General features: G+C 67.0%; 22 protein-coding genes. 12 read left to right on the top strand and 10 right to left on the bottom strand.

The features are described from left to right. Positions 1-3: 3 nt before the first annotated feature. From AC4GYS_RS11755 to AC4GYS_RS11735, 5 genes are all read right to left on the bottom strand, one after another. On the bottom strand, positions 4-2,691 hold the full coding sequence (locus AC4GYS_RS11755) for a putative bifunctional diguanylate cyclase/phosphodiesterase (protein ID WP_491109261.1): 2,688 nt from the start codon (positions 2,689-2,691) through the stop codon (positions 4-6). Between the two features lie 77 nt (positions 2,692-2,768). Continuing rightward, positions 2,769-3,701 (bottom strand): cysteine synthase A, encoded by a 933-nt coding sequence (cysK, locus tag AC4GYS_RS11750; RefSeq protein ID WP_491109260.1) that lies wholly within the window; start codon positions 3,699-3,701, stop codon positions 2,769-2,771. Further along, positions 3,698-4,996 carry an MFS transporter gene (locus tag AC4GYS_RS11745; RefSeq protein WP_491109259.1) on the bottom strand — a complete coding sequence of 433 codons (1,299 nt, stop codon included), beginning with the start codon at positions 4,994-4,996 and terminating at the stop codon, positions 3,698-3,700. Before AC4GYS_RS11745 ends, cysK begins: the two co-directional genes overlap by 4 nt. Positions 4,997-5,156: 160 nt before the next feature. Then, positions 5,157-5,822, bottom strand: a complete 666-nt coding sequence (locus tag AC4GYS_RS11740; protein ID WP_491109258.1) for a hypothetical protein — start codon at positions 5,820-5,822, stop codon at positions 5,157-5,159. A gap of 84 nt (positions 5,823-5,906) precedes the next feature. Continuing rightward, a complete protein-coding gene (locus AC4GYS_RS11735; RefSeq protein WP_491109257.1) occupies positions 5,907-7,232 on the bottom strand; it encodes a S8 family serine peptidase in 1,326 nt (441 codons plus the stop codon). Positions 7,233-7,302: 70 nt separating this feature from the next. Here AC4GYS_RS11735 and AC4GYS_RS11730 point away from each other — a divergent pair, with 70 nt between their 5' ends. After that, the gene (locus AC4GYS_RS11730; RefSeq protein ID WP_491109256.1) at positions 7,303-7,803 is read left to right on the top strand and encodes an RNA polymerase sigma factor; all 501 of its coding nucleotides are present in this window, start codon (positions 7,303-7,305) and stop codon (positions 7,801-7,803) included. Position 7,804: 1 nt separating this feature from the next. Next, entirely contained in the window at positions 7,805-8,518 is a 714-nt protein-coding gene (locus AC4GYS_RS11725; RefSeq protein ID WP_491109255.1) for an anti-sigma factor family protein, read from the top strand. Positions 8,519-8,539: 21 nt separating this feature from the next. Here AC4GYS_RS11725 and AC4GYS_RS11720 read toward each other — a convergent pair whose 3' ends face one another. After that, positions 8,540-9,424 (bottom strand): alpha/beta fold hydrolase, encoded by an 885-nt coding sequence (locus tag AC4GYS_RS11720; protein WP_491109254.1) that lies wholly within the window; start codon positions 9,422-9,424, stop codon positions 8,540-8,542. 78 nt (positions 9,425-9,502) lie between these two features. On the opposite strand from AC4GYS_RS11720, the gene radA reads away from it, so the two are divergent. The 5 genes from radA to AC4GYS_RS11695 all read left to right on the top strand — a co-directional run bounded on the left by radA (position 9,503) and on the right by AC4GYS_RS11695 (position 15,124). After that, positions 9,503-10,867 carry a DNA repair protein RadA gene (gene radA, locus AC4GYS_RS11715; protein ID WP_491109253.1) on the top strand — a complete coding sequence of 455 codons (1,365 nt, stop codon included), beginning with the start codon at positions 9,503-9,505 and terminating at the stop codon, positions 10,865-10,867. An 11-nt stretch (positions 10,868-10,878) separates the two neighbouring features. After that, positions 10,879-11,388, top strand: coding sequence for a CvpA family protein (locus AC4GYS_RS11710; RefSeq protein ID WP_491109252.1), 510 nt, complete (start codon positions 10,879-10,881; stop codon positions 11,386-11,388). After that, positions 11,385-12,692 (top strand): cysteine--tRNA ligase, encoded by a 1,308-nt coding sequence (cysS, locus tag AC4GYS_RS11705; protein ID WP_491109251.1) that lies wholly within the window; start codon positions 11,385-11,387, stop codon positions 12,690-12,692. Before AC4GYS_RS11710 ends, cysS begins: the two co-directional genes overlap by 4 nt. A gap of 160 nt (positions 12,693-12,852) precedes the next feature. Then, complete coding sequence (locus AC4GYS_RS11700) at positions 12,853-13,269, top strand: iron-sulfur cluster assembly scaffold protein (RefSeq protein WP_491109250.1); 417 nt, start codon at positions 12,853-12,855, stop codon at positions 13,267-13,269. 97 nt (positions 13,270-13,366) lie between these two features. After that, on the top strand, positions 13,367-15,124 hold the full coding sequence (locus AC4GYS_RS11695) for a monovalent cation:proton antiporter-2 (CPA2) family protein (RefSeq protein ID WP_491109249.1): 1,758 nt from the start codon (positions 13,367-13,369) through the stop codon (positions 15,122-15,124). Here the strand turns inward: AC4GYS_RS11695 and AC4GYS_RS11690 are convergent. Both AC4GYS_RS11690 and AC4GYS_RS11685 read right to left on the bottom strand, forming a co-directional pair. After that, positions 15,121-16,191, bottom strand: a complete 1,071-nt coding sequence (locus AC4GYS_RS11690; RefSeq protein ID WP_491109248.1) for a 3-dehydroquinate synthase family protein — start codon at positions 16,189-16,191, stop codon at positions 15,121-15,123. The genes AC4GYS_RS11695 and AC4GYS_RS11690 overlap by 4 nt on opposite strands. Further along, on the bottom strand, positions 16,188-16,751 hold the full coding sequence (locus AC4GYS_RS11685) for a shikimate kinase (protein WP_491109247.1): 564 nt from the start codon (positions 16,749-16,751) through the stop codon (positions 16,188-16,190). Before AC4GYS_RS11685 ends, AC4GYS_RS11690 begins: the two co-directional genes overlap by 4 nt. A gap of 48 nt (positions 16,752-16,799) precedes the next feature. On the opposite strand from AC4GYS_RS11685, the gene AC4GYS_RS11680 reads away from it, so the two are divergent. The 5 genes from AC4GYS_RS11680 (at position 16,800) to AC4GYS_RS11660 (ending at position 22,112) form a co-directional block, all read left to right on the top strand. Next, complete coding sequence (locus AC4GYS_RS11680; protein WP_491109246.1) at positions 16,800-16,961, top strand: hypothetical protein; 162 nt, start codon at positions 16,800-16,802, stop codon at positions 16,959-16,961. Continuing rightward, complete coding sequence (locus AC4GYS_RS11675) at positions 16,945-18,738, top strand: hypothetical protein (protein WP_491109245.1); 1,794 nt, start codon at positions 16,945-16,947, stop codon at positions 18,736-18,738. Before AC4GYS_RS11680 ends, AC4GYS_RS11675 begins: the two co-directional genes overlap by 17 nt. A 38-nt stretch (positions 18,739-18,776) precedes the next feature. After that, the gene (locus AC4GYS_RS11670; protein WP_491109414.1) at positions 18,777-19,625 is read left to right on the top strand and encodes a tyrosine-type recombinase/integrase; all 849 of its coding nucleotides are present in this window, start codon (positions 18,777-18,779) and stop codon (positions 19,623-19,625) included. 13 nt (positions 19,626-19,638) lie between these two features. Further along, positions 19,639-20,580 (top strand): acetyl-CoA carboxylase carboxyltransferase subunit alpha, encoded by a 942-nt coding sequence (locus AC4GYS_RS11665; RefSeq protein WP_491109244.1) that lies wholly within the window; start codon positions 19,639-19,641, stop codon positions 20,578-20,580. A 65-nt stretch (positions 20,581-20,645) separates the two neighbouring features. Beyond that, complete coding sequence (locus tag AC4GYS_RS11660; RefSeq protein WP_491109243.1) at positions 20,646-22,112, top strand: M48 family metalloprotease; 1,467 nt, start codon at positions 20,646-20,648, stop codon at positions 22,110-22,112. A gap of 65 nt (positions 22,113-22,177) precedes the next feature. Here AC4GYS_RS11660 and AC4GYS_RS11655 read toward each other — a convergent pair whose 3' ends face one another. Next, positions 22,178-22,366 carry a Flp family type IVb pilin gene (locus AC4GYS_RS11655; RefSeq protein ID WP_491109242.1) on the bottom strand — a complete coding sequence of 63 codons (189 nt, stop codon included), beginning with the start codon at positions 22,364-22,366 and terminating at the stop codon, positions 22,178-22,180. Positions 22,367-22,462: 96 nt separating this feature from the next. Then, positions 22,463-23,200 carry a hypothetical protein gene (locus AC4GYS_RS11650; protein WP_491109241.1) on the bottom strand — a complete coding sequence of 246 codons (738 nt, stop codon included), beginning with the start codon at positions 23,198-23,200 and terminating at the stop codon, positions 22,463-22,465. Between the last annotated feature and the right edge of the window lie 5 nt (positions 23,201-23,205).

The raw sequence follows: 23,205 nt of genomic DNA, 5'->3' as shown, positions 1-23,205 counted from the left end.
GGCTCAAGCCTGGGCGGCCCGGTCCATGTACCAGGGCCTGAGCATCGTGACCTCGTTGGCCCGCTCCCGCCTGATGGCGAGCCGGCCAAGGTCGAATTGCTCGTCGAAGTTCAGCCCGAATCGACCGGACTGTGCCCAGCGCACGGTCCCGATCACGGGGCCAACACCCACGATGTCGAGCGTAAGGCGGGTCCCGGGCGCGACCGGTTCGGGACACTCGACCAGCGTGCCCATGACCGAGATGTTGCGCAGCCGGACCTCCTGAACCTCGCCGGCGATGGCGATCAATGCACGCCGCATCAACCGTTGCCGGGGTTCACGGGTGCACTGATGACCGTCGGCCTCGACCGATTGCGACGTGGCCAGCTCCAGCGCCTGTTCGCTGGAGGCCGGCTTGCCGAAGATATAGCCCTGCACCTGGCTTACTCCGAGCTCTCGGATCAGCGCCAGGTCGTCATGGGTTTCAACACCCTCGGCGACCGTGTCCATCTGCAGACTATCGGCGAGCGTGACGATTGCGCGAATGATCGCCGCGTTCCGGTTCGACACGGAGGCCGCGCCGCGAACAAAGCTCTGGTCGATCTTGATCTTGTCGAACGGCGCCTTCTTCAGATAGCCGAGCGAGGAATAGCCTGTTCCGAAATCGTCGAGGGCCAGCCGGACGCCCAGCTTCTTCAGCCGCGCGAAAGTGCCGTCGGTCGCGTCGCTATCGGCCAGGAACACGCCTTCGGTGATCTCCAGCTCAAGCCGACTTGGGTTGATCCCGCTTTTGGCCAAGGCACGCTCGATCGTGTCGACGATGCTTGGATCGTTGAACTGGATAGGCGACAGATTGACCGCGACCCGGACATGGTCCGGCCAGCGAGCCGCCTCCGCAAGCGACTGGTTGAGCACCCATTCGCCGATCTTGCCGATCATGCCGCATTCTTCGGCAAGCGGAATGAATTTGTCAGGCGAGATCGGGCCGCGGACAGGGTGCTGCCAGCGGACCAGCGCTTCGAAGCCCGCAATCTCCTCGCCAGCGGTGCGCACGATCGGCTGGAACTTGACGGCCAACTCCTCCCGCTCAAGCACCTGCCGCAAGTCGTTCTCCAGCAATTGCCGATCGCTTGCTTCGGAATGCATTGCCGCTTCGTAGAAGCAATGCTTGCCGCGGCCGGCCGCCTTTGCCGCATAGAGGGCAAGGTCGGCATTGCGGATCAGGCTATCCGCGCAAGCCCGGCCCGGATCGCCGATCGCGATTCCGACCGAAGCGCCGATCGAGATGCGGTGACCTTCGATCTCATAGGGTTGCGACACGCTGCTGATCAGGGTCTTGGCGATCGATTCCAGTAGCCCGATGTCGACCGTGCCGGGAAGGACGGCCTTGAATTCGTCGCCGCCCAGCCGGCCGATCTGGCCCTGCTCACCCATTACCGCCGTCAGCCGCTGCGCCACCTGTTTCAGCAAAGCGTCGCCGACCGGGTGACCGAGCGTGTCGTTGACGTTCTTGAACCGATCGAGATCGATGAGGAACAGGCTGCAGCCCTTTTGACGGCGAGCGGCGTTGCGCAGCGCTTCGTCGAGGGTCTGACGCATCATTGCGCGGTTCGGAAGGCTGGTCAGGGAATCAAAGCGGGCGAGGCGGCTGATCTCCTGTTCGGAGCGTCGCTGCTCGGTCAAGTCGGTGCCGATACCGCGGAAACCCAGGAAACGGCCGTTCTCGTCGAACAGGGGATTGCCCGACAAGGACCAATGGACGTCCTCGTCGCTGGCCGGCCGGACCACCACGTCCGAAAAGGGAAAGCGGGCGGACAGGTGGAAGCCGAGCGTGCGCTCTTCGCGCATGCTGTCGCCTTGGGCGCTGTCGACGGAGAGAAGGTCGGTGAACTGCCGGCCCAGCAGCGCTTCCGGAGTTGTCTTGAAGTCGTCGGCCAGCTGCTGGCTGACATAGGACAGGGTGCCGGCATGATTGGTTTCCCAGAACCAGCCACGCCCGGAAGCCTCGAACTCCGCTACGAAGTTGAGCGCTTTCTTCGCAAGGTAGTCGAGTTGCAGCCGCCGGCGTGAGCTTGACAGCATGTTGCGTGTGATGGCGATGCTGTAGGCGACGGTCAGCAGAGACAAGCAGGCGATCGTGGCCGTAACCACGTCGTCGCCGGAGAACAGCGCCGCTCCGATGGTTCCGGCAAGGGCGTTGGTGACTGCCAGCGGCGGGGAGCCGACCGAAGTCAGGCTGCGCATGCTGACGCCGGCCCCCAGGACCAGCGGGAGGAAGCTGGCATGGTCGATACCGGTGAAGCCATGCGCACCGTTGGCGAACAGCATCCACAGCACGCCGGAGGCGCCGAGGTAGCCGATCAGCAGGCGCGCGACGTGATGCGGTGCAAAACCGAGTTTCCGGTGGGTGGCGAGCAGTACGCCGGCGCATGCGTCCAGCACCATTGCCAGCAACAGCGGCAGAACGGCCGTGAAAATCGCGTTCCAGCTCGACGAACCGACCCCCTGAATGAGGAGGGTCATGCCGACCACCGCGTGGGTCGCCGCCAGCAGCATCGGCGCGAACGAGAACATGGTCAGGCGCCGCAGGGCAAGCGAGGTATCGTCGTCGTTGTCGGGCAGGGACACGTCGAACAGCAATGCCTCTCGCACCGTTGCGCGAGGCAGGCTGTGCCGCTCTTCGATTCCAACGCCCAGACGAGTACGCCGCATAGGTCCCCACTTCGGTGTGCGGGGACCATAGGGCGCAAGCATTAACGCATCCGCTAAGTGTCGTGCTTGATCAGGCGTTAACCCTGTTCGGGAAGGAAGTCCGGTACCGAGAGGTAGCGTTCGCCCGTATCGTAATTGAACCCCAGCACCCGCGGCCGTTCACCAAGTTCGGGAAGTTTCTGCTGAATTGCGGCCAGCGTCGCGCCCGAGGAAATCCCGACCAGCAGGCCTTCCTCGCTGGCGGAGCGACGCGCCATTTCCTTGGCGTCCGCAGGATCGACTTGGATCGTCCCGTCGAGCACCGAAGTGTCGAGGTTCACCGGGATGAAGCCGGCGCCGATGCCCTGGATCGGATGCGGCGCCGGTTGGCCGCCGGAAATCACGGGCGACAGCGTCGGTTCGACAGCGAAGGCTTTGAGATTCGGCCAGCGTTCCTTGAGCACCCGGGCGACGGCGGTGATGTGGCCGCCGGTGCCGACTCCGGTAATCAGCGCATCGAACCCGCGGTCGTCGTCGCCGAAGTCGGCGATGATCTCACGAGCGGTGGTTTCGAGGTGGACCTGGATATTGGCCGGATTGTCGAACTGCTGCGGCATCCAGCTGTTCGGCGTTTCGGCGACGATCTCCTCGGCCCGGGCGATGGCTCCCTTCATGCCCTTTTCGCGCGGGGTAAGGTCGAAGGTCGCGCCATAGGCCAGCATCAGGCGGCGGCGCTCAAGGCTCATGCTTTCGGGCATGACCAGGACGAGCTTGTAGCCCTTCACGGCGGCGACCATCGCCAGGCCAACGCCGGTGTTGCCGCTGGTCGGCTCGACGATCACGCCGCCGGGCCTGAGCTTGCCCGACCGTTCCGCCTCCTCGATCATCGACAGCGCGATGCGGTCCTTGATCGAGCCGCCCGGGTTGGCGCGCTCGGACTTGATCCAGACCTCGGCGCGGTCGCCGAACAGGCGCTGGATCCGGATGTGCGGCGTATTGCCGATGGTATCGAGAACAGTGTCGGCCTTCATGCGGGTTTCTCCTCTTCGAGGGCCTGGGGGAGCATTTCGGGTGGCGGGTCGAAGGTTCGGGCCCGCCGGAGTTCGGGGAATAGATAGGTCCATGCGGCCGCGACTACCACCGCCAGGCCCCCGCCAATAACCACTGCGGCCACCGGCCCGACCAGCGCGGCGGCCGTTCCGGCGCGAAGTTCGCCCAATTCGTTGGAGGCGGAGATGGCGAGCCCCGAAACGGCCGACACGCGGCCGCGCATCCGGTCGGGGGTGTGGAGCTGGACCAGGCTGGAGCGGACATAGACCGACAGCATGTCCGCCGCGCCCAGCAACGTCAGCGCTGCAATCGACAGTGGCAGCGAGCGGGACCAGCCGAAGACCATGGTCATCAGCCCGAATACGCCGACCGCGACCAGCATCTTGACCCCGACATTGTTACGCAAGGGCCTGACGGCGAACCACAGGGCGACGATCGATGCCCCGACCGCCGGGGCGGCGCGGAGCAGGCCGAGGCCCTCCGTCCCGACCTCGAGGATGTCGCGGGCGAAGACCGGCAGCATGGCAGTCGCGCCGCCCAGCAACACCGCAAACAGATCGAGCGTGACCGCGCCGAGCAGGAACCGGTGACCCCGGACGTAGGTCAGCCCGTCCGCCATCTGGCGGATCGGGTGGGCGTGACCGGCGATCGGCGGCGGCTGCACCCGGCGGACGGGGGTCAGCGCGATGATGGCGAGCAGCATCAGCCCGGCCGCGACCCAATAGGGGAGGGCGGCCCCGGCATCGAACAGGAAGCCGCCGATCGCCGGGCCGAGGATGGTCCCGGCCTGCCAGGCGATGGACGACATGGCGATGGCGTTGGGCAGCAGCCGGGGCGGGACGATGTTCGGGGCGATGGCGGAAAGGGACGGACCGGTGAAGACCCGCGCCACGCCATGCAGCGCGCCAAGCGTGAACAGCAGCGGCAGGGTCAGCTGGTCGCTGACCGTGGCATAGCCGAGCGCCAGGGCGATCCCCATGTCCACCGCATTGGCCAGTCGCGCCACCGTGCGCCGTTCGAACCGGTCCGCCGTCCAGCCGGCGACCGGCGTCAGCAGCGCCAGGGGCACGAACTGCACAGCGCCCAGCAGCCCCAACTGGAAGGAGGCGTCGCGGATCGACATGCCATAGTCGGTGCGGGCGACGTCGTAGACCTGGAAGCCGAGGATCACGACCATCCCCATGGTCGCCAGCACGGCACAGAAACGCGCGATCAGGAACAGCTGGAAATCGCGGATCGCGAGTGGGGAGGAAGGCGCGCTGGGCAATGGGGGCACCGGCGGCGGTTAGCGGGCGCGGATAGGAGGAGCAAGCGAGCGGCGGCTGCAATGCCCTTGGTAAGCCGAGTCAGGACTTGCCAGAGACGGTGGAATAAGTCTGCAAAAGGGTGTGGCCCGCCGGGAGAATGGCGGGCCACGGGGGGAGACAAGAAAGAGTTTAGTCTTCGTTGCTCGAAACGGTTGCCTGGCCGGAGCCCTGGGCCGATGCGCTGCCGTTGGCCGCGGTGCTGCCGGTCAGGCTCTGGCCAAGGCCGCCTGCCGTCGCTGCCGCTCCATTCAGCGCGCCGGTGGCCTGGCTGCGGACCTGCTGAAGCTGTCCTCGCGCCGTACCCACAGTCCCGCGTGCGGTGCCCGCCAGCTGGCCGGCGGTCGAGCGGAGCTGATCGGTGCCGACACCCTGGATGCCAAAGCTTGCGCTCTTCTCACCAGAAGCACTGCCGGATGCAGCGGCCGCGAGGTTCGCAGCCTGGCCAAGGCCGCTGGCGCTGGTCGCAGAGCTCAGGGCCCCGGTGACGGTACCCGCCAGGCCGACCTCGCCGCTGGCCGACCCGTTGCGGGTATCCACCGAACGGCTGCTGCGGGCGCTGGCGCTGCCATCAACGCTGCCCGTGACGCTGTTGGTTACGCCCCCGGTCGCACGTCCCAGCGTTCCGCCAAGGCTGCCAGTGCCGCCCAAAACGCCGCCGAGCGAGCCGCCACCGCCAACTGTACCGTTGACGACGCCGCCGACCGCTCCACCAAGGTTGCCGAGGAGTTGTGCCGAGGCAGGAGCCGTGGCCGTCGTGGCAGCCAGTGCGGCGATGATCAGGGTCGTACTCTTCATGATCTTCTCCTTGAAGTCCGTGCGGCTCATGAAGCCAGCATGAGGAGAACGACGCCGGGGAACGGCTTCATCCCGGACCTGAAATTATTTTGCTCCGACCGTCTTGGGATCGACCCGACACGGCTTGCACAGAATGCCGCGGCCGACCCTGCCACGCCCGGGGACCGCCTCCCGAAGGAGCGCGGTGGCGTTGCCGGCTGAGGCCAGTCGCGCCGCCACTAAAGGAGTCGCGAAGCTGGTGCCCCGGACTTTGGCGTAGCCTTGGCCTGGCAGTGCCGCGGCCATGTCGGCGCCGGGCGCCGCGAAATCGAGGCGAGCGGCGCGCCCGGCCTCGGGCAGGGCACGATCGCGCGCATCGACGGCGGTCACCGCAACCACCTGCGGGTAGCCGGCCGGATACTGGACCGGTGCCGCTGGCCCATCGTTGCCGACGGCCGCGACCATCCGCACGCCACGCGCGCCGAGGATCTGAATTGCGCGCCGCAGGAGGGCGTTCGAGGGGCCGACCAGGCTGATGCTGATGACGTCCGGGCGCTTTGATGCGGCCCAGCCGAGCGCGCGCACGATGGCGGTGGCGGAGCCGGCCGCACGGCTTCCGCCATAGACATCGGCAACGAACAGCTGTGCGCCCGTGGCCGCGCCTCGGAATCGACCCTGTGCGCCGACCAGCAAGGACGCCACTGCAGTCCCGTGGCCGGTTGCCTTGGCATTGCCGGCGAAGGCACGCTGTTCGATCGCGCTATTGCGCAGGCTGGGGTGCGCGGCCACGCCGCCGTCGATCATCGCGATCGTCCGGCCCGCGCCCAGGCGCGCGTTGCCTGCGAGGGCGGCGGTAAGGGGCATCAACGCCGCGCCGGCAGGCTCATAGACATGGTCGAAGTCCGCCTCGATGGACGGCGCCGCCTGGCGCAAGCGCTTCAGCGCTTCACGCGCCGACATGCGTTGGGGGCTCGCAAGGGTCACTACGCGGGTGCCGAGGGTTTCGCTGACCTCGCTTCCGGTGATGCGGAATCCCGCCTTCGCCGCCTGCGCAAGGGCGGCATCGCTGGGATCGATGGCAACAATGACGCCGCGGCGGATCGGCTGACCATCGCCGTCCATTTCCAGCTCGCGCGGGTGACTGCGGACCATCTCCACCAGGCGCAACCGCCGCAGGTCCAATAGAGTGCTGGCAGGAAGACTGGAAACGGCAGGCGGAACCCCAAGGCTGTCCAACGTGGGCGCGATCGCGCGGGCCCGCTGCTCCGCGGGGATGACCTGCTCGACAATTGAACCAAGCACAGGCGTACGCATAAGCGGTCCCGTAACGCCGCCGACCGGCAGCGACGGCAGGAGCTGCGCGGTGGCACCGGTCGCAAGCAGCGCCAGCACGACGGCAGTGGTGAACAGGCGGGAGGGGCGGCTGGACATTTTTACCTTTCCTAATCAGTTCTCCAGGATGAAACGACGCGGCCCGGTCGTTTCATCCCCATGAGGATTGATGCCAAACACCGCAACGTTCGAACAACAGCTCGGCGAGCTGCTCCCAAAGCTGCGACGCTTTGCCTTTGCGCTGTCGCGGCACCCTGCGGACGCGGACGATCTCGCGGCCCAGACGGTCGAACGCGCACTCAAGTCCCGGTCGCAATGGCAGGAGGGCAGCAGGCTCGATTCATGGCTGTACCGGATCGCCCGCAACCTTTGGATAGACGAGGCTCGCAGCAGGGCGCGCAAGTCGCGTTGGGAAGCGCCGCCCGAAGCAGCGGAGCTGGCCGGGCACGATCCACGCGACGAACTGGAACGCAACCTGGAACTGCAGCGCGTCATGTCGGCGATGGGGCAGCTACCGGACGAGCAACGCGAAGTGGTGGCGCTGATCCTGGTGGAAGGGTTCGGCTATCGCGAGGCGGCGGAGCTGCTGGACCTGCCGATCGGAACCGTCTCCAGCCGCCTTGTGCGCGGGCGCACTGCGTTGCTGGCGCTGTTGGGCGAGGAAGGTTGAGATGAGCGACGATCCGAATTTCTACGCTTGGCTCGACGGAGAACTGAGCCCTGCGGAAAGTGCCGAGATGGAGCGACGGGTGGCCGCTGACCCGGCGCTTGCCGCGCTCGCCGAGCAGCATCGTGCATTGCACAAAAGGCTTGGCCACGCTTTTCAGGCCGTGGTCGCTGTGCCTGTACCGAAACAACTGGCCGCAGCCGCTAAGCCAACTGCCGAGATTATCGACCTGGCAGCTCAGCGGGAGCGCCGCCGCTGGTCATGGGGTGTCCAGGCAGCGGCGATGGCGGCCAGCCTTGCGGTCGGACTGGTGGGAGGAGCCGCGCTTCTTTCACCAGACAGTTCGGTGCGAACCAGTGATGGAGCCCTAGTCGCCGGGGGGAAGCTGGAACAGGCCCTATCGACGCAACTGGCAAGTGCGGGCGGCACCGGTCAGACGAGGATCGGTCTTACCTTTCAGACGAAAAACGGCAGCTATTGCCGCAGCTTCAGTGATGCAGGGAGCGCCGGCCTTGCTTGCCGCGAAGGGGAGGCGTGGCGCATCCGCGCCTTGTTTGGCTCGAGCGGTGAGACGTCGGACTACCGCATGGCGGCGGGAGAGGACGTAAAGCTCATGGAACTGATCGACGCGACGATGGAGGGCGTACCGCTTGGTCCTGCGGCAGAAGCTGAGGTCGTCCGCCGCGGCTGGAAGGGTGGAGGGTCAGGACGAACCTAGCCCTCCCACCTTTCCTCGAGGTTATCGTGCCGTCAGTGGGATTGCGCTTTGGCCCTGGTCGGACATTGTGCCGCGAATGTCCCGGCTGAGAAATTCGACCATGTCCTTCGCCAGACGGTCCTTGTCGGTTTCCAGGATGCCGTGCGGGCTTCCGTCATATTCGATGAAGGTGGCGTGGGGCAGGGCCTCCGCCGCCTTTCGGCCGGTGGCGTCGATCGGGACGTTGGCGTCGCTGGTTCCGTGGATGATGAGGGTTGGCACGCCCTCGAACGCTGCCAGGTCGGGGCGGAAGTCGGTGGTGGCCCAGGCCTGTGCCGCAGCGTAGGTCGAGCGGGCGCCGGCCATCATTGCCTGGTTGAAGCTGGCGTCCAGCACCGCTTCGCTGACCGGGCGGGCGAGAACACCCCAGCCGTAGAACTGCTGCAGGAAGGTTTTCATGAAGCCGGCACGATCGGACGTCATCTGGGCGGTGAGCTGGTCGAGATCATTTTGCGGAACGCCGTCCTCCCAGTCGTCGCTTTGCGCAACCTTGGGCACGACCGAGCTCAACAGGATGGCATGGCTGACGCGGCGCTTGCCCTGCTTGGACAGGAAGCGCGCAACCTCGCCCCCACCCATGGAGAAGCCGGCGATGGCGACCGGCTGCTGGATTCGCGCGTCTTCCAGCACGGCGGCGACGTCATCGGCGAAGGTGTCGTAGTCGTAGCCGTCCCACGGCTGATCCGAGCGCCCGAACCCGCGGCGGTCGGGAATGATGCAGCGCTTGCCGGCCTCGACCAGCTTGATCGCCAGATCATCGAAGGTGTCGCCGGTGAGCGGCCAGCCGTGCATCAGGACGACCGGATCGCCGCGACCCCAATCCTTGTAGTAGAGCATCGTGCCGTCTTTGGCCTTGGCGTAGGGCATGGGGGATCTCCGGTGAGTGGGTGCGGGGTGAACGCGCCGTTGCGCGCCAAGTGCCGCCTGGCCTAGACGAAGCGCCCGATGGCCAAGCTCAAAACCCGATACGTCTGCCAGGCCTGCGGGTCGGTGCAGCCCCGCTGGCAGGGGCAATGCCCCGACTGCGCGGAATGGAACACGCTGGTTCAGGAGGCGAGCAACGTGACCGTCTTCTCCGCCAAGCACGACCTGCAGACCGGCGGGCGGGCGGTGGAGCTGGTCGGGCTGGATACGAATGTGCCCCTGCCCGAGCGGGTCCCGAGTGGTGTGCGCGAGTTCGATCGGGCGGTCGGCGGCGGGATCGTGCCGGGCAGCGCGATGCTGCTGGCCGGCGATCCGGGCATCGGCAAGTCGACGCTGCTGCTGCAGATCGCCGCACGGGTGGCGGCGAGCGGCAAGGGCGCGGTGTATATCTCGGGCGAGGAGGCGGTCGATCAGGTGCGGCTGCGGGCGCTCCGGCTGGGCCTTGGCGGGGCGCCGGTACAGCTGGCGAGCGTGACCTCCGTTCGGGATATCCTGACCACCGTCGGGAACGGCCCCGCGCCGGCCCTGCTGGTGATCGATTCGGTGCAGACCATGCATTCTGACCTGATCGAGGGGGCGCCGGGGACGGTCAGTCAGGTGCGGGCAAGCGCGCAGGAGCTGATCCGCTTTGCCAAGGAGCGAGGCACAGCGCTGATCCTGGTCGGGCATGTGACCAAGGACGGCAGCATCGCCGGACCGCGCGTGCTGGAACATATGGTCGACGCGGTGCTGAACGTCGAAGGGGAGCGGAGCCACCAGTATCGTATCCTGCGGGCGGTCAAGAACCGCTTTGGCGGGACGGACGAGATCGGCGTGTTCGCGATGGAGGGCGCCGGGCTGGCGGAGGTGCCGAACCCGAGCGCGCTGTTCCTGACCAAGCGCGACGATCCGGTCAGCGGGACAGCGATCTTCCCCGCGCTGGAAGGGACGCGGCCGGTGCTGGTCGAAATCCAGGCCCTGGTGATGCGGCTGGCAAGTGGGGCGACCCCGCGGCGGTCGGCGGTCGGCTGGGACGGCGGGCGGCTGGCGATGCTGCTGGCGGTGCTGGAAGCGCGCTGCGGGATGAGCTTCGCCTCAGCCGAAGTCTATCTCAACGTGGCGGGCGGGTACCGGCTGCAGGATCCGGCGGCGGATCTGGCGGTGGCGGCGGCACTGGTGTCGGCGCTGACCGAGCGACCGGTTCCGGCGGAAGCGGTCGTGCTGGGCGAAGTCGCGCTGTCGGGTGAGGTTCGGCCGGTGGCGCACACGGCGCTCAGGCTCAAGGAAGCAGCCAAGCTGGGGTTCGAGGAGGCATGGGTGCCGGGCGGGGTGGAATCGCCCAAAGGGATCAGGGTGGCGCGGTTCGGACAACTGCGTCAGCTTGTCGAACGCATCATGGGCCGGTAGCGCCGGCGCCCGTGACCGCCCTCGATATCTTCGTCATCCTCCTGCTCGGCGGCGGTGCGCTGGTCGGCTTCGTGCGCGGGTTCGTTCATGAGGTGCTGGCGCTGGGGGCGTGGCTGGGGGCGATCGTCGCGCTGAAGCTGTTTCACGAGCCGGTGACCCGGGCCGTGGAAAGCTGGACCGGCGGCCCTGCGGCGGCGGCGGCACTGGCGTTCGGGCTGATCTTCCTGCCGGTTTATTTCGCCGTCCGCTTCGTCGCGGGCAAGGCTGGCCGGGTCAGCCGGCGGTCGGTGCTTGGGCCGGTCGACCGGTTTCTTGGCGGCGGGTTCGGGATGCTGAAGGGTTTGGTCGGCGCGACTCTGTTCTTCCTACTGGCGAACCTTGCCACCGACATGGTCTATGGCCCCGACGAGGAACGTCCGGAGTGGATGACGGAAAGCCGCACCTTCCCACTGCTGAATGCCAGCGGGCGGGCGATCATCGACTGGGTCGAGACCTACAGACATTCCGGAAGAGTGAATTGATTCGCCTTTACGACACCGCCACGCGCGAGAAGCGCCTGTTCCAGCCCGCCGACGAAAATCGGGTCACCATGTATGTCTGCGGGCCGACGGTGTACGGCCGCGCGCATATCGGCAATGCGCGGCCGGCGGTGGTGTTCGACACGCTGCGGCGGCTGCTGCGGCACCAGTATGGCGCGGACAGCGTCGTCTATGCGCGCAACATCACGGACGTGGATGACAAGATCATCGACGCGGCGCGCCATGAAGGCGTCGCGCCCGAAGTTATTACCGAGCGCTTCGAGCAGGCCTATCTCGACGACATGCGGGCGCTGGGGGTCGAGGACCCCGACATCGCGCCGCATGCGACGGCCGAGATCGAACCGATGGTGGCAATGATCGGTGATCTGATCGCCAAGGGCCATGCCTATGCGGCGGAACGCCATGTGCTGTTCGACGTGGCCTCGGACCCCGATTACGGCGTCCTGTCGCGGCGGGATCTGGAGGCGATGCTGGCTGGGGCCCGGGTCGAGGTGGCGCCCTACAAGCGGGCTCCGGGCGATTTCGTACTGTGGAAGCCAAGCGCTCCGGACGTGATCGGCTGGGACTCGCCCTGGGGACGCGGACGGCCGGGGTGGCATATCGAGTGCTCGGCGATGATCGGTGCGCATCTGGGCGAGACGATCGACATCCACGGGGGCGGGATCGACCTCGTCTTCCCACATCATGAGAACGAGGCGGCGCAAAGTCGCTGCGCGCATGGCGGGGCTCCGCTGGCGAACTACTGGCTGCACAACGGCTTCGTGGATTTCGGCTCGGAGAAGATGAGCAAGAGCCTGGGCAACACGGTGCTGGTCAACGAGTTGCTGGAGCAGGGGCATCGTGGCGAAGTGCTGCGGCTTGCGCTGTTGAGCGGGCATTACCGATCGCCCTTGCCGTGGACGGAGAGCTTGATCGCGCAGAGCAAGGCGACTTTGGACGGCTTGTATCGTCGGGTCGGGGATGAGGCCGCTTCGACGCCGGACGCCGGAGTGATCGAGGCGCTGGACGACGATCTCAACACCCCGCTGGCGGTGGCACGGCTTGGTCAGCTCGACGATCCGGGGATTTTGCGCACAAGCGGCATGCTTCTGGGGCTTTTTGAGCAGTCGACCGATCAGTGGTTCCGGGGCGAGGGCGACGGAGCGGTCGACGCTCTTATTGCCGAACGCACTGCGGCAAAGCAGGCGCGCGACTTCGCTGCGGCTGACCGCATCCGGGACGAGCTCAAGGCCGAGGGCATTCTGCTCGAGGACGGGCCGCAGGGGACGACGTGGCGGCGGGCCTAAGCTCCGTCACTCCCGCGACGGCGGGAGCCCATCTCCCGAATCGCTCGCGTGAGGAGTGGATGGGAGATGGATCCCCGCCTTCGCGGGGATGACGTGGGTGTCAGACACTGATCTTGCGCCGCCTTCGCGGGGATGATGGAATGTGCGATGGGGCACTCTGATGAACGCTCCCCTCTACACCACCGACATCCTGCGCCTGGCAGCCTCGCTTCCGCTGGAGACCAGCCTCGCCGCCCCGCACGGCCGGGCAGAGCGGCGGTCGCGGGCTTGCGGGAGCGTGATAATGGCGGAGGTAGCGGTCGATGCCGAGGGTCGGATCAAGCAGCTGGCTCAGAGAGTTCAGGCCTGTGCCTTCGGGCAGGCGAGTGCAGCGCTGGTGCAACAATTTGCGGTTGGTCGTTCGTTGGCGGAGATGAGGGCGGCTCGAGCGCAATTGGCGGATTGGTTGAGCGACGGCGGAGCGGCTCCGAAGGGCTTTGAGGTGCTAATCCCTGCGCGGAGCAAGACCGGGCGGCACGGCGCCATGCTGCTGCCATTCGATGCGCTGATTGCAGCGCTGGAGGAAGTCGGGTCGTGAGATGCCATTACGCACTCGTCCCCGCTGGTCCTGAGCGAAGCGCAAACCTTCGGTCTTCCGCTCAGGACGAGCGGGTTTCTCGCCAAGATCGGTTCAGATGACCCAGCTGCTTACCGGCGGGGCGGTGATGCTGGGCGCGGCGTTGCTGTTCGTGATGATCTTCCGGCGGCTCGGCCTCGGCGCGACCCTCGGCTACATCGTCGCGGGCGCATTGGTCGGACCGCAACTGCTGGGGCTGGTCGGCAATGCCCAGGGCATCATGCAGGTGTCCGAGATCGGAATTGCGCTGCTGCTGTTCCTGGTGGGGCTGGAGCTTCGGCCGAGCCGACTGTGGCGGCTGCGCAAAGATATCTTCGGGCTGGGCCTCGCCCAAGTGGTGCTCTGCGGCGTTGTGCTGGCCGTGCTGATCCGACTGGTGCTTGGGCTTAGCTGGGAGGCGAGCCTGGCTGTGGGGTTGCCGCTGGGGCTGTCGTCCACCGCCCAGGTGCTTCCGATGCTGAGATCGTCGGGCGAGCTCAACACGCCGTTCGGTGAACGCGCTTTTTCGATCCTGTTGTTCCAGGATTTAAGCCTGATCCCGCTGATCACGATCGTGGCGGTCATGTCGCGCGTACCCGATCCGGACGCGCCGGGCGGTTGGTTGCTGGGTCTCTACACAGTCGGCGCGATCATCGGGCTCGTGCTGGTCGGACGCTATCTCATCAATCCGCTGTTCCGGCTGATCGGGCGGTTGTCGGAACGCGAACTGTTCGTGGTCGCCGGCTTGTTCTGCGTCATCGCCGCCGCGGCGCTGATGCATGCGCTGCACCTGTCGGTCGCGCTGGGGGCGTTCGTGGCCGGCGTGATGCTGGCCGAGTCGCCCTACCGTCACGAGCTGGAAAGCGATGTGGAGCCGTTCCGCTCGATCCTGCTCGGCCTGTTCTTCATGTCGGTCGGCATGCTGCTGGACCTGACGGTGATCGCCGAGCGGCCACTCACGGTGATCGGCCTCGCCGCCGGGGTGATCGTCGTCAAGGCCGCGCTGCTCTATCCCTTGGCTCGATTGTTCGGGCAGACGCCGGGACGAGCGATCACTCTGGCACTGCTGCTGAGCCAGGCGGGCGAGTTCGGTTTCGTGCTGTTTGCGCAGGCAACGGGCGCTTTGTTGATCGCGCCCGAAACCGCCAGCCTGTTTGGTGCGGTGGTGACGCTGAGCATGGTGGCGACGCCGTTCCTGATGCGGCTTGTCGACCGGGTGCAGGCCCGCCGGCCCGACGCGGACCCCGGCCTGCAGGGACCGGAATTCTCACCTGAAACCAATGTCATCGTGGTCGGATACGGCCGCTTCGGGCAAACGGTCGCACAAATGCTTCAGGCCAAGCGGATCCCGGTCACGCTGATCGACATCAAGGCCCGGCAGATCGAGCTCGCCGGCGAATTCGGGACGAAAGTCTATTACGGCGATGGAACGCGGGTCGACCTGCTGCGCACGGCGGGGGCGGAGACGGCCGAGGCGATCCTGTTCTGTCAGGACGGCACGATCGCTCGCGACAGGCTGCAGCCCGTGCTGGAAGCGTTTCCGCAGGCCCTGGTGATGGTGCGCGCATTCGACCGGCGGCAGATGATCGCGCTCGACGGCCTCGATATTCCGCTGATCCAGCGCGAGCTATTCGAAAGCGCGGTCGTGATGGGGCGCGAAGCGCTGCGCCGATTGGGCGTCGCGGAGCGGGACGTGGGCCGGATTGAACGCGAATATCGCCAGCGCGACAGCGAGCGGCTCCAGCTGCAGAGCGAGAGCGGGGATCTGCACTCCGGCATCGAGCGGAGTTTTTCGGCCGACCGGAGCCTACCGGACGAGCCGGCCACGCAGATTTAGGGCGCGCGCTCGAGGAAGCCGGCCAGCTGAGCGGTTTGGATGCCGTCGCTCAGGAACGCCCTGCCAATTCCGCGAGTCAGGACCAGCTTCAGCTTCCCGGCATCGTTCTTCTTGTCGGCGCCCATGAGGGGGAGAAGCGCGGCGCGGTCGATGCCAGCTTGGGCAAGGGCCGTCGGCAACTTCACCCCATCCAAATGCGTGCGGACGCGCTCGGCCCCTGCCGGGAGGCACAACCCGAGCTCGACCGAGAAATCATGCGCCAGGCACATGCCGATGGCGACCGCTTCGCCGTGGAGGATCGTGCCGAGGCCCGCCGCGGATTCGATCGCATGGCCAAAGGTGTGTCCGAGGTTCAGCAGGGCGCGAGTGCCGGACTTGTCCTCGACGTCATGCTCGACCGTGCGAGCCTTGGCGCGGATGCAGGTGGTGATGGCGTGCTCACGCGCCTCTGGATCGCCGGCAAGGAGGGCAGAACCGTTCGCTTCGCACCATGCGAAGAATTCGGGATCGTCGATCAGGCCATATTTGACGATTTCGGCATAGCCGGCACGGAGCTGGCGCTGGTCGAGCGTGTCGAGCAGCGCGGGGTCGGCAAGCACCAGGGAGGGCTGGTGGAACATGCCGACGAGGTTTTTCTGGCCTTCTGCATCGATTGCCGTCTTGCCGCCCACGGCGCTGTCGGCCTGGGCCAGCAGGGTCGTGGGGATATGCACCACCGGGCAGCCGCGCTTGAACAGCCCGGCAGCGAGGCCCGTCAGGTCGCCGACCGACCCTCCGCCCAGCGCCAGCACTGGGGTTGAGCGGTCCAGGTTCAGGTCAGCGAAGCGGGTGATCAGCCCCTGCAGATTAGGCCACCGCTTGGCTTCTTCACCTTCTGGTACCAGAACCGGCTCCACCGACACCAGTTCAGCCAGCATAGAACCGTGCAGGCCCCAGACGCGAGCATCGCTGACGACGGGCAGGGTTCGACCGCGAGCAAGCGCGCGGAGACGCTCGGCGGATGCGGCAAGAGGGCCGACGACGACGGGATAGTGGTCGCCGCCGGCGCGGACGTCGATGATGGTCATTTCAGGCCCAGATGCCCCTCGAGCGAATGGATGATGGCCTCCACCACTTCGCCATGCCCGCCGGTGCTGGACGGAATGCGGATGTGGGCCTCGGCATATTTGGGGCCGCGCTGCTCGATCAGGCCGGACAGGATTTGCGCGCGGTCGCCCTTGTTCAGCATCGGGCGCGTCTCGGGCCGGCGGGCTGTGCGCTCGGCCAGCAGGGTGACGGGCGCATCGAGCCAAACGGTAATGGCGCGTTCGTTGAGCAATTGGCGGGTCGCCTCGTTGACATAGGCGCCGCCGCCGGTGGCGATGACGCCTACGCCGCCGTCGTCGATCAGGCGTGCGACCAACCGACGTTCGCCGTCGCGGAAATCGGCCTCGCCGTAGCGTTCGAACACTTCGCCGGCGGGGAGGCCGGCCGCGTCCTCGATCGCTGCGTCGCTATCGACGAACGGCAGGCCGAGGCGGCGCGCCAGGCGGCGGCCAACGGTCGACTTGCCCGCCCCCATCAAGCCGACGAGTACGATTGGCCGGTCGAGGACGTCCAGCAAGGAGGGGCCTTCGCGCGAGGACATGACGCGAGGGCTATACAGGGCCTTGCCGCCTCGGCAAAAGGCCGCCCCATGGCCATCCACAGACGACCGCCGCACCCGGCGCGCGGACCGATCATCCTTCTTGTTCTACTGGTGCTGCTGATCGGCGCGGTAGTTCTTATCGCCCGCAGCGCTGGTGAAGTGCCGCAACGTCCGATCGAGGTGGACGTCCAGCGTGACCAGGCGAGCTAAGCTTTTCCTGACGGGCGGCGCGCTGGCGTTCGCGCTGCCGGCGCTGGCGCAGGAAGTGCTGTTGCCGCCGGGCTTCGGCAACGAGCAGGCGACGCCGCAGCCGACCCCGGCCGAGACGAATCAACAGGCACCGACCCCACGGTCGGAGGCTCCGCGCCCACGCCCGCGGCCGAGTCCCGCGGTGGAAGGGGGCGATGTCGTCGAGGGCGAACTGACGGAAGCCGACCTGCTGGTGGCGCCACCGCCGCCGATCGAAATTCCCGAAAGCTCCCGCCGCGATCCGCGGGTGGTGGGCGCGATCGATCCGGTAAAGCACGGCTTCGGGGCCGAACCGTGGGGCAGCGCCAACGGCAGCTTCCTGTCGCAACTGATGCGGCGGCAGGCGACTCCGCTGCCCTCGCGCTGGCTGCACATTACCTTGCGCAACGCCCTGCTGGCCCGGGCGCCGGCACCGATGATGGTCAATCCGGCCGACTGGACGGCCGAGCGTGCCTGGCTGCTGCTGCGGATGGGCGAGGCCGACGCGGCGGCGATGCTGGTCGCGGGCACGGACGTGGCGGACTATTCGCCCAAGCTGGCTCAGGTTGGCGTGCAGAGCGCGCTGGCGAGTGCCGATCCGGCCGCGCTCTGCCGGCTGCGGGGGAACCTGCGTGAGGTCGAGCCGAAAATCGTCCCGCTGACGGACGCGATGTGCGCGGCGCTGGAGGGCGAGGGGGCGAGCGCGGCATCGCAGATCGAGCAGGCTCGGCGACGGGGGCGGATCGGCGGCATCGATTTGACGCTGGCCGACAAAGTGGTGGGCGCGGGCGAGAATACCGGCCGCGCCACGACGGTCGAATGGGAACCGGTAGAGCAACTGACCGCCTGGCGCTTCGGGTTGGCGACGGCGACCGGTCTGCTCCCACCCGACCGGTTGATGAACGCGGCAGCGCCTCGACTTCGGGCCTGGCAGGCAAGGGCGCCATTGCTCTCGGCCGAGCAGCGGCTGCCTTCCGCGCGATTGGCGACAGGGCTTGGCGTCTTCTCTTCCGTAGCGCTGGTCGACGTTTACTCGTCGATCTACGACGCGACCGATCCGTCGGACCTGCCCGGCACCGATGCCTGGCGGGTGCGAACGGCGTTTGTCGGCCGTGGCCTCGATGCGCGGCTGGATGCGATGCGCGCCCTGTGGCGTGACGGCGATGACGAACTCGACCGGCAAGCGTCGCGGGCGTTGCTGGCGCTGGCGGCGACGCGCATCCGGCCCAATGCCGAGCTGCAGCGGGACGCGCCCGACCTGATCGCTTCGATGCTGGCGGGCGGGTATGACGCGCAGGCGGCCGAATGGGCGAGTGCGGTCGGCCAAATGGACGATGAGCCGGCGGATCGGGCCTGGGCGATGCTGGCGCTGGGGACGACGGCGACCGGGGTGGACGTCAGCTTCGGCCGGATCGATGCCTTCGTCGGTCGCGACGAAAGCCGCGACAAGCAGCGCAGCAAGTTGCTCGTCGCCGGGCTTGCCGGGACCGGCCGGATCGATGCGGAAACCGCGTCGCGTCTGAACCGGCGGCATGAGCTGGGGCTGGAACGTGCCAGCGTATGGACCCGCCTAGCCGAACAGGCGGGGCAGCGTCGGCAAGCCGGGTCCGCCGTACTCCTGACGGCGATCGGGTTGCAGGCGCCAAGCTTTGAGCAGGTGCCGGCAGCACAGCTTTATCGCGGGCTGACGGCCATGCGGCTGGCAGGGTTGGACTATGCCGCGCGGATGATCGCCGCCGAGGCGCTGGCGCGGACGTGACCCCCGACGACCGGGCGTTGGTCGATCGATTCCTCGACATGCTGGCGGCCGAGGCGGGTGCAGCTCGCAACACACTTCTGGCCTATCGTGCCGACCTGGAAGCGGCGGCGGCAACCGTGCATCCGCTCGGGGCTGCCGGCAGTGACGAGTTGGCCAAACTGGGTGCGGCATGGGCCGAACTTGCACCATCAACCGTGGCCCGGCGGTCGGCGGCGCTGAGGCGATTCTACGGCTTTCTTCACGACGAAGGACTGCGCGCGGACGATCCCTCGAGCGCTCTGCCGCGACCGGCGACCGAACGCCCGCTGCCGCGAATACTCGACCCGTATGAGGTCGAGGCGATGTTCCGGGAGGCGGAGGATCGCGCGGCGAGCGGCCAGCCGACGGCCTTGCGCAATCTTGCCTTGCTGGAACTGCTTTATGGGTCGGGATTACGCGCGACGGAGTTGGTCAGCCTGCCCCGGGGCGCGCTTCGGGAGGGGCAGCCCTTCCTGATCCTGCGCGGCAAAGGCGCCAAGGAGCGGCTGGTCCCGATCTCCGAACGGTCGCACGCGGCGGTGGCCAACTGGCTGCCGTATGTCCCCAAGGGGGGCGCCTGGCTGTTCCCCGGTGGCAAGTCCCACCTCAGCCGGGTGCGACTGTTCCAGCTAGTCCGGGAGATGGCGTCCTTGGCGGGCATCGCGCCCGATCGCGTCAGCCCGCATGTGTTGCGGCACGCCTTCGCAACCCACCTGCTGAGCAACGGCGCGGACCTTCGTGTGCTTCAGGCGCTGCTGGGACATGCCGATATCGCGACCACCCAGATCTACACGCACGTGGACAGCGCCCGGCTGGTCGAGCTGGTCAACCAGCGCCATCCGCTTGCCACCGACCGCCGGGGCGTCTAGCCGCGCCACCCATATGTTGAACTTCCTGGACTTCGAAAAGCCGATCGCCGAACTGGAGGCGCGGGTCGCCGAACTTCGCGAAACCGCAAGCAACGGCGAGATCGATATCGATCCGGAGATCGAGCGGCTTCAAGCCAAGGCCGAGCGGCTTCTGAAAGAAACCTATGGACGGTTGACGCCTTGGCAGAAGGCGCAGGTTGCCCGCCATCCCGACCGGCCGCACTTCAAGGATTATGTCGCCGGCCTCACGGATGAGTTTATTCCGCTGGCCGGTGACCGGGCGTTTGCCAATGACGAGGCGATCGTCGGTGGACTGGCCCGTATCGACGGGCGCCGGGTCGTCCTGATCGGCCATGAAAAGGGCGACGACACGGCCAGCCGCCTCAAGCATAATTTCGGCATGGCCAAGCCCGAGGGCTATCGCAAGGCGATCCGCCTGATGCAGTTGGCCGACCGCTTCGGGCTGCCGCTGGTCAGCCTGGTCGATACGTCCGGCGCCTTCCCGGGCGTTCAGGCCGAAGAGCGCGGCCAGGCCGAAGCGATTGCCCGTTCGACGGAGGCCGGCCTGCAGCTGCGCGTCCCGTTCATTGCCGCGGTCGTGGGCGAAGGCGGTTCAGGCGGCGCGATCGCGATTGCTGCCGCAAATCGCGTGATGATGTTCGAGCATGCAGTCTATTCTGTTATTTCGCCGGAGGGCTGCGCCTCCATCCTGTGGCGCACCGCGGACAAGGCGGCGGATGCGGCCGAAGCGATGCGGATCACCGCTTCCGACCTTCAGTCCCTGGGTGTCGTGGACCGGGTCATTCCGGAACCCCTGGGCGGGGCCCACCGCGATCCGGCCGCGGCGATTGCCAACCTCAAGGATGCGGTCACGGATGAGCTGGATCGGACTGCATCCATGAGCGGGGATGAGCTGCTCAAGGCGCGGCGGGAGAAGTTCCTGGCCATCGGCTGATCGGAACCGCCGTCGGTCAAACCCGTTCAGGGTGGCGAAAACGAGCCATTCGTAACGGGAACAACATGATCAAGACCATTCTCATGCTTTCGGCGGCCGCGACGGCGGTGGTGCCGGTCGCCGCCTCCGCCCAGGCTGTCCGCAATCTTCCGGCCCGTTACGTGCAGGAGGCGCAGCAGCAGCACCCGGCGCTGATCCAGGAATTCGGCGGGGCGGAAACCGGCCCGCGCGCGGCTTATGTCGATCAGGTCGGTCGCCGGATGGCGAACTACTCCGGCGTTAATCCGCAGGCATTCCGCTTCACGGCGTTGAACTCAGCCGTTGAGAACGCGTTCGCGGTGCCGGGCGGTTACATCTACATCACCCGGCAGCTGATGGGATTGATGAACAACGAGGCGGAGCTGGCCTTCGTCGTCGGGCATGAGGTCGGCCACGTCGCGGCCAATCATGCGCAGGCCCGCCAGTCGGCCAGCCGCACCAATTCGATCGGCAGCGTCCTGGGTGCGATCCTGGGTAGCGTAGTCGGCGGCGGGATCGGCAGCGCGCTTGGCCAGCTGCTCCAGACGGGGTCGCAGTTGCGCACGCTGCAATTCACCCGCGCACAGGAATATGACGCCGACCGGCTCGGGATCGGATATCTTGCCCGCGCCGGCTATGATCCGGCGGCGTCCGCCACCATGCTTGCGGCGCTCGGGCGCGCCGACGCGCTGCAGCTTCGCGTCCAGGGCCGCGACCAGCGCGAAACGCCGGAATGGGCGCAGACCCACCCCAACTCGGCCAACCGCGTGGCGCAGGCCTCCGCCCTCGCCCGCCAGACCGGACGAGCGGGGACTGGCCTGACCAATCGCGATCAGTTCCTGAACCAGCTGGACGGGATAACGGTCGACGACGACCCGGCCCAGGGTATCATCGATGGTCGGACCTTCACGCATCCGGACCTGAGACTGCAATTCACGGTGCCGACCGGGTACCTGATGCAGAACAGCACGGATGCGGTGACCGTGTCGGGTGGAACGGCGGGCAAGGCGCAGTTTTCGACCGGCCGGTACAATGGTAATCTCCAGGCCTATATCGCGCAGGAGCTGAATCAGCTGACCGGCGGACGGGTCCAGGTGCAAGTGGTCGATCGCGGGCGGACCACGGTGAATGGGCTTCCGACCGAATATTTCATCGGCCGTGCCAACACCTCGTCCGGATTGGTCGATGTCAGTTTCTTCGCCTACGAATTCGCTCGTGATCGGGCGTATCACTTCGTCACGCTGACCCGCGGTGGGCAGGGTGTCGGGCAGTTTACACCGATGGTGAATTCGGTTCGTCGCATCAGCCCGGCGGAAGCGGCGGCGATTCGGCCGCGGGTGATCGACGTCGTGACGGTGCGGCCGGGCGACACGGTTCAGTCTCTCGGCAACCGGATGGCCTACCGTGATTATCGGGTCGAGCGCTTCGCATCGCTGAACGGCCTGGCTGCGAACAGCCGGCTGGTACCCGGTCAGCGGGTCAAGCTCGTGGTCTATGGGACGCGGTCCCGCTAAGCTTCCGCGCTGATCGAAGTCCACCTATGCGGCGCACCTTCCGGCTGGAAAGTGCGCCGCTTCGCTTAATTGTCCATCGCGTTAGTGACTTCGTTGCTGATCTTGGTCCACATGCCGTCGGACCCGCCGCCGAGCGCCTGAAAGGCGCCGATGCAAGCCACCGCAAGCAGCGAAACAATCAATCCATATTCAATTGCCGTCGCACCCTGCTCCGACCGGAGCAGCTTGCGCAGCGTTGTTCGGATAGCGTCCACGCCACCCTCCTCTGGTCCACGTCCACGCGACGAGAATTAGTTACGTCAGGTTAACAAGTCGTAGGCGGAGCGGAGTTAGCCTCTTGCTAACCATCTTTATTGTCCGGGCACCCATGCCGCGAAGTGAATGAGTTCCACCGTCTCGACGGTCCCGCGTTCGTCACCGGCGGCGGCAAAGGCCTGGCTGGCGGCGTCTTTCTGGGTGCGGGTCAGCGGCCGTCGATTGCGTTGTGACAGGACGTTGGTCGCGCCCATGCCGCGCAGGTCGGCGACAAGGTCGTCCACTCGGCGATAGCGCAGGCGCACTCGATCGATATCGACCACTGGCTCAACAAACCCGCTGCTTCCCAGCAGCCCCGCCAGGGCCGCCGCCTCCAGCCGCGGGTGGGCTCGCGGGGAGGCGCCGCCGGCGAGCCGGTCGGCCGCGAGCAGGGCGCTGCGCAGGACGGGCAGGGTGTCGCCACCCGGAACCACCCCGGCGAGCAGCGCGCCGGGAGCAAGCCAATGACGGAGCACCTGCAACACGCCGGGCGGATCCTCGACCGTGTCGAGCTGACCGAGAACAAGGAGCAGGTCGACGCTTCCGGGCTCGATCGCGGCGATGGCATCAAGATCGGGGACGGAGCGCAGGCCCGAACCCAGGCCGAGCGGTTCCGCGAGCGCCGAGTCTGGCAGGCCGACGACGAGCGGCCGGTCGAACTGGCGGCGGACGAGCGAGAGCCGCTCGGCGATATCGTCCAGCGCGCGCTCGGCAAGGAACAGACGGGGGCCGGTCGCCAATGCCCGGCGGCGGCGCTGCTCCAGTGCTGAGCGGTCGAACAGGGGTTCGGTCATCGGGC

This window comes from Sphingomonas sp. SP1, assembly GCF_058313395.1.
This window is presented reverse-complemented; position numbering and strand designations above follow the sequence as displayed.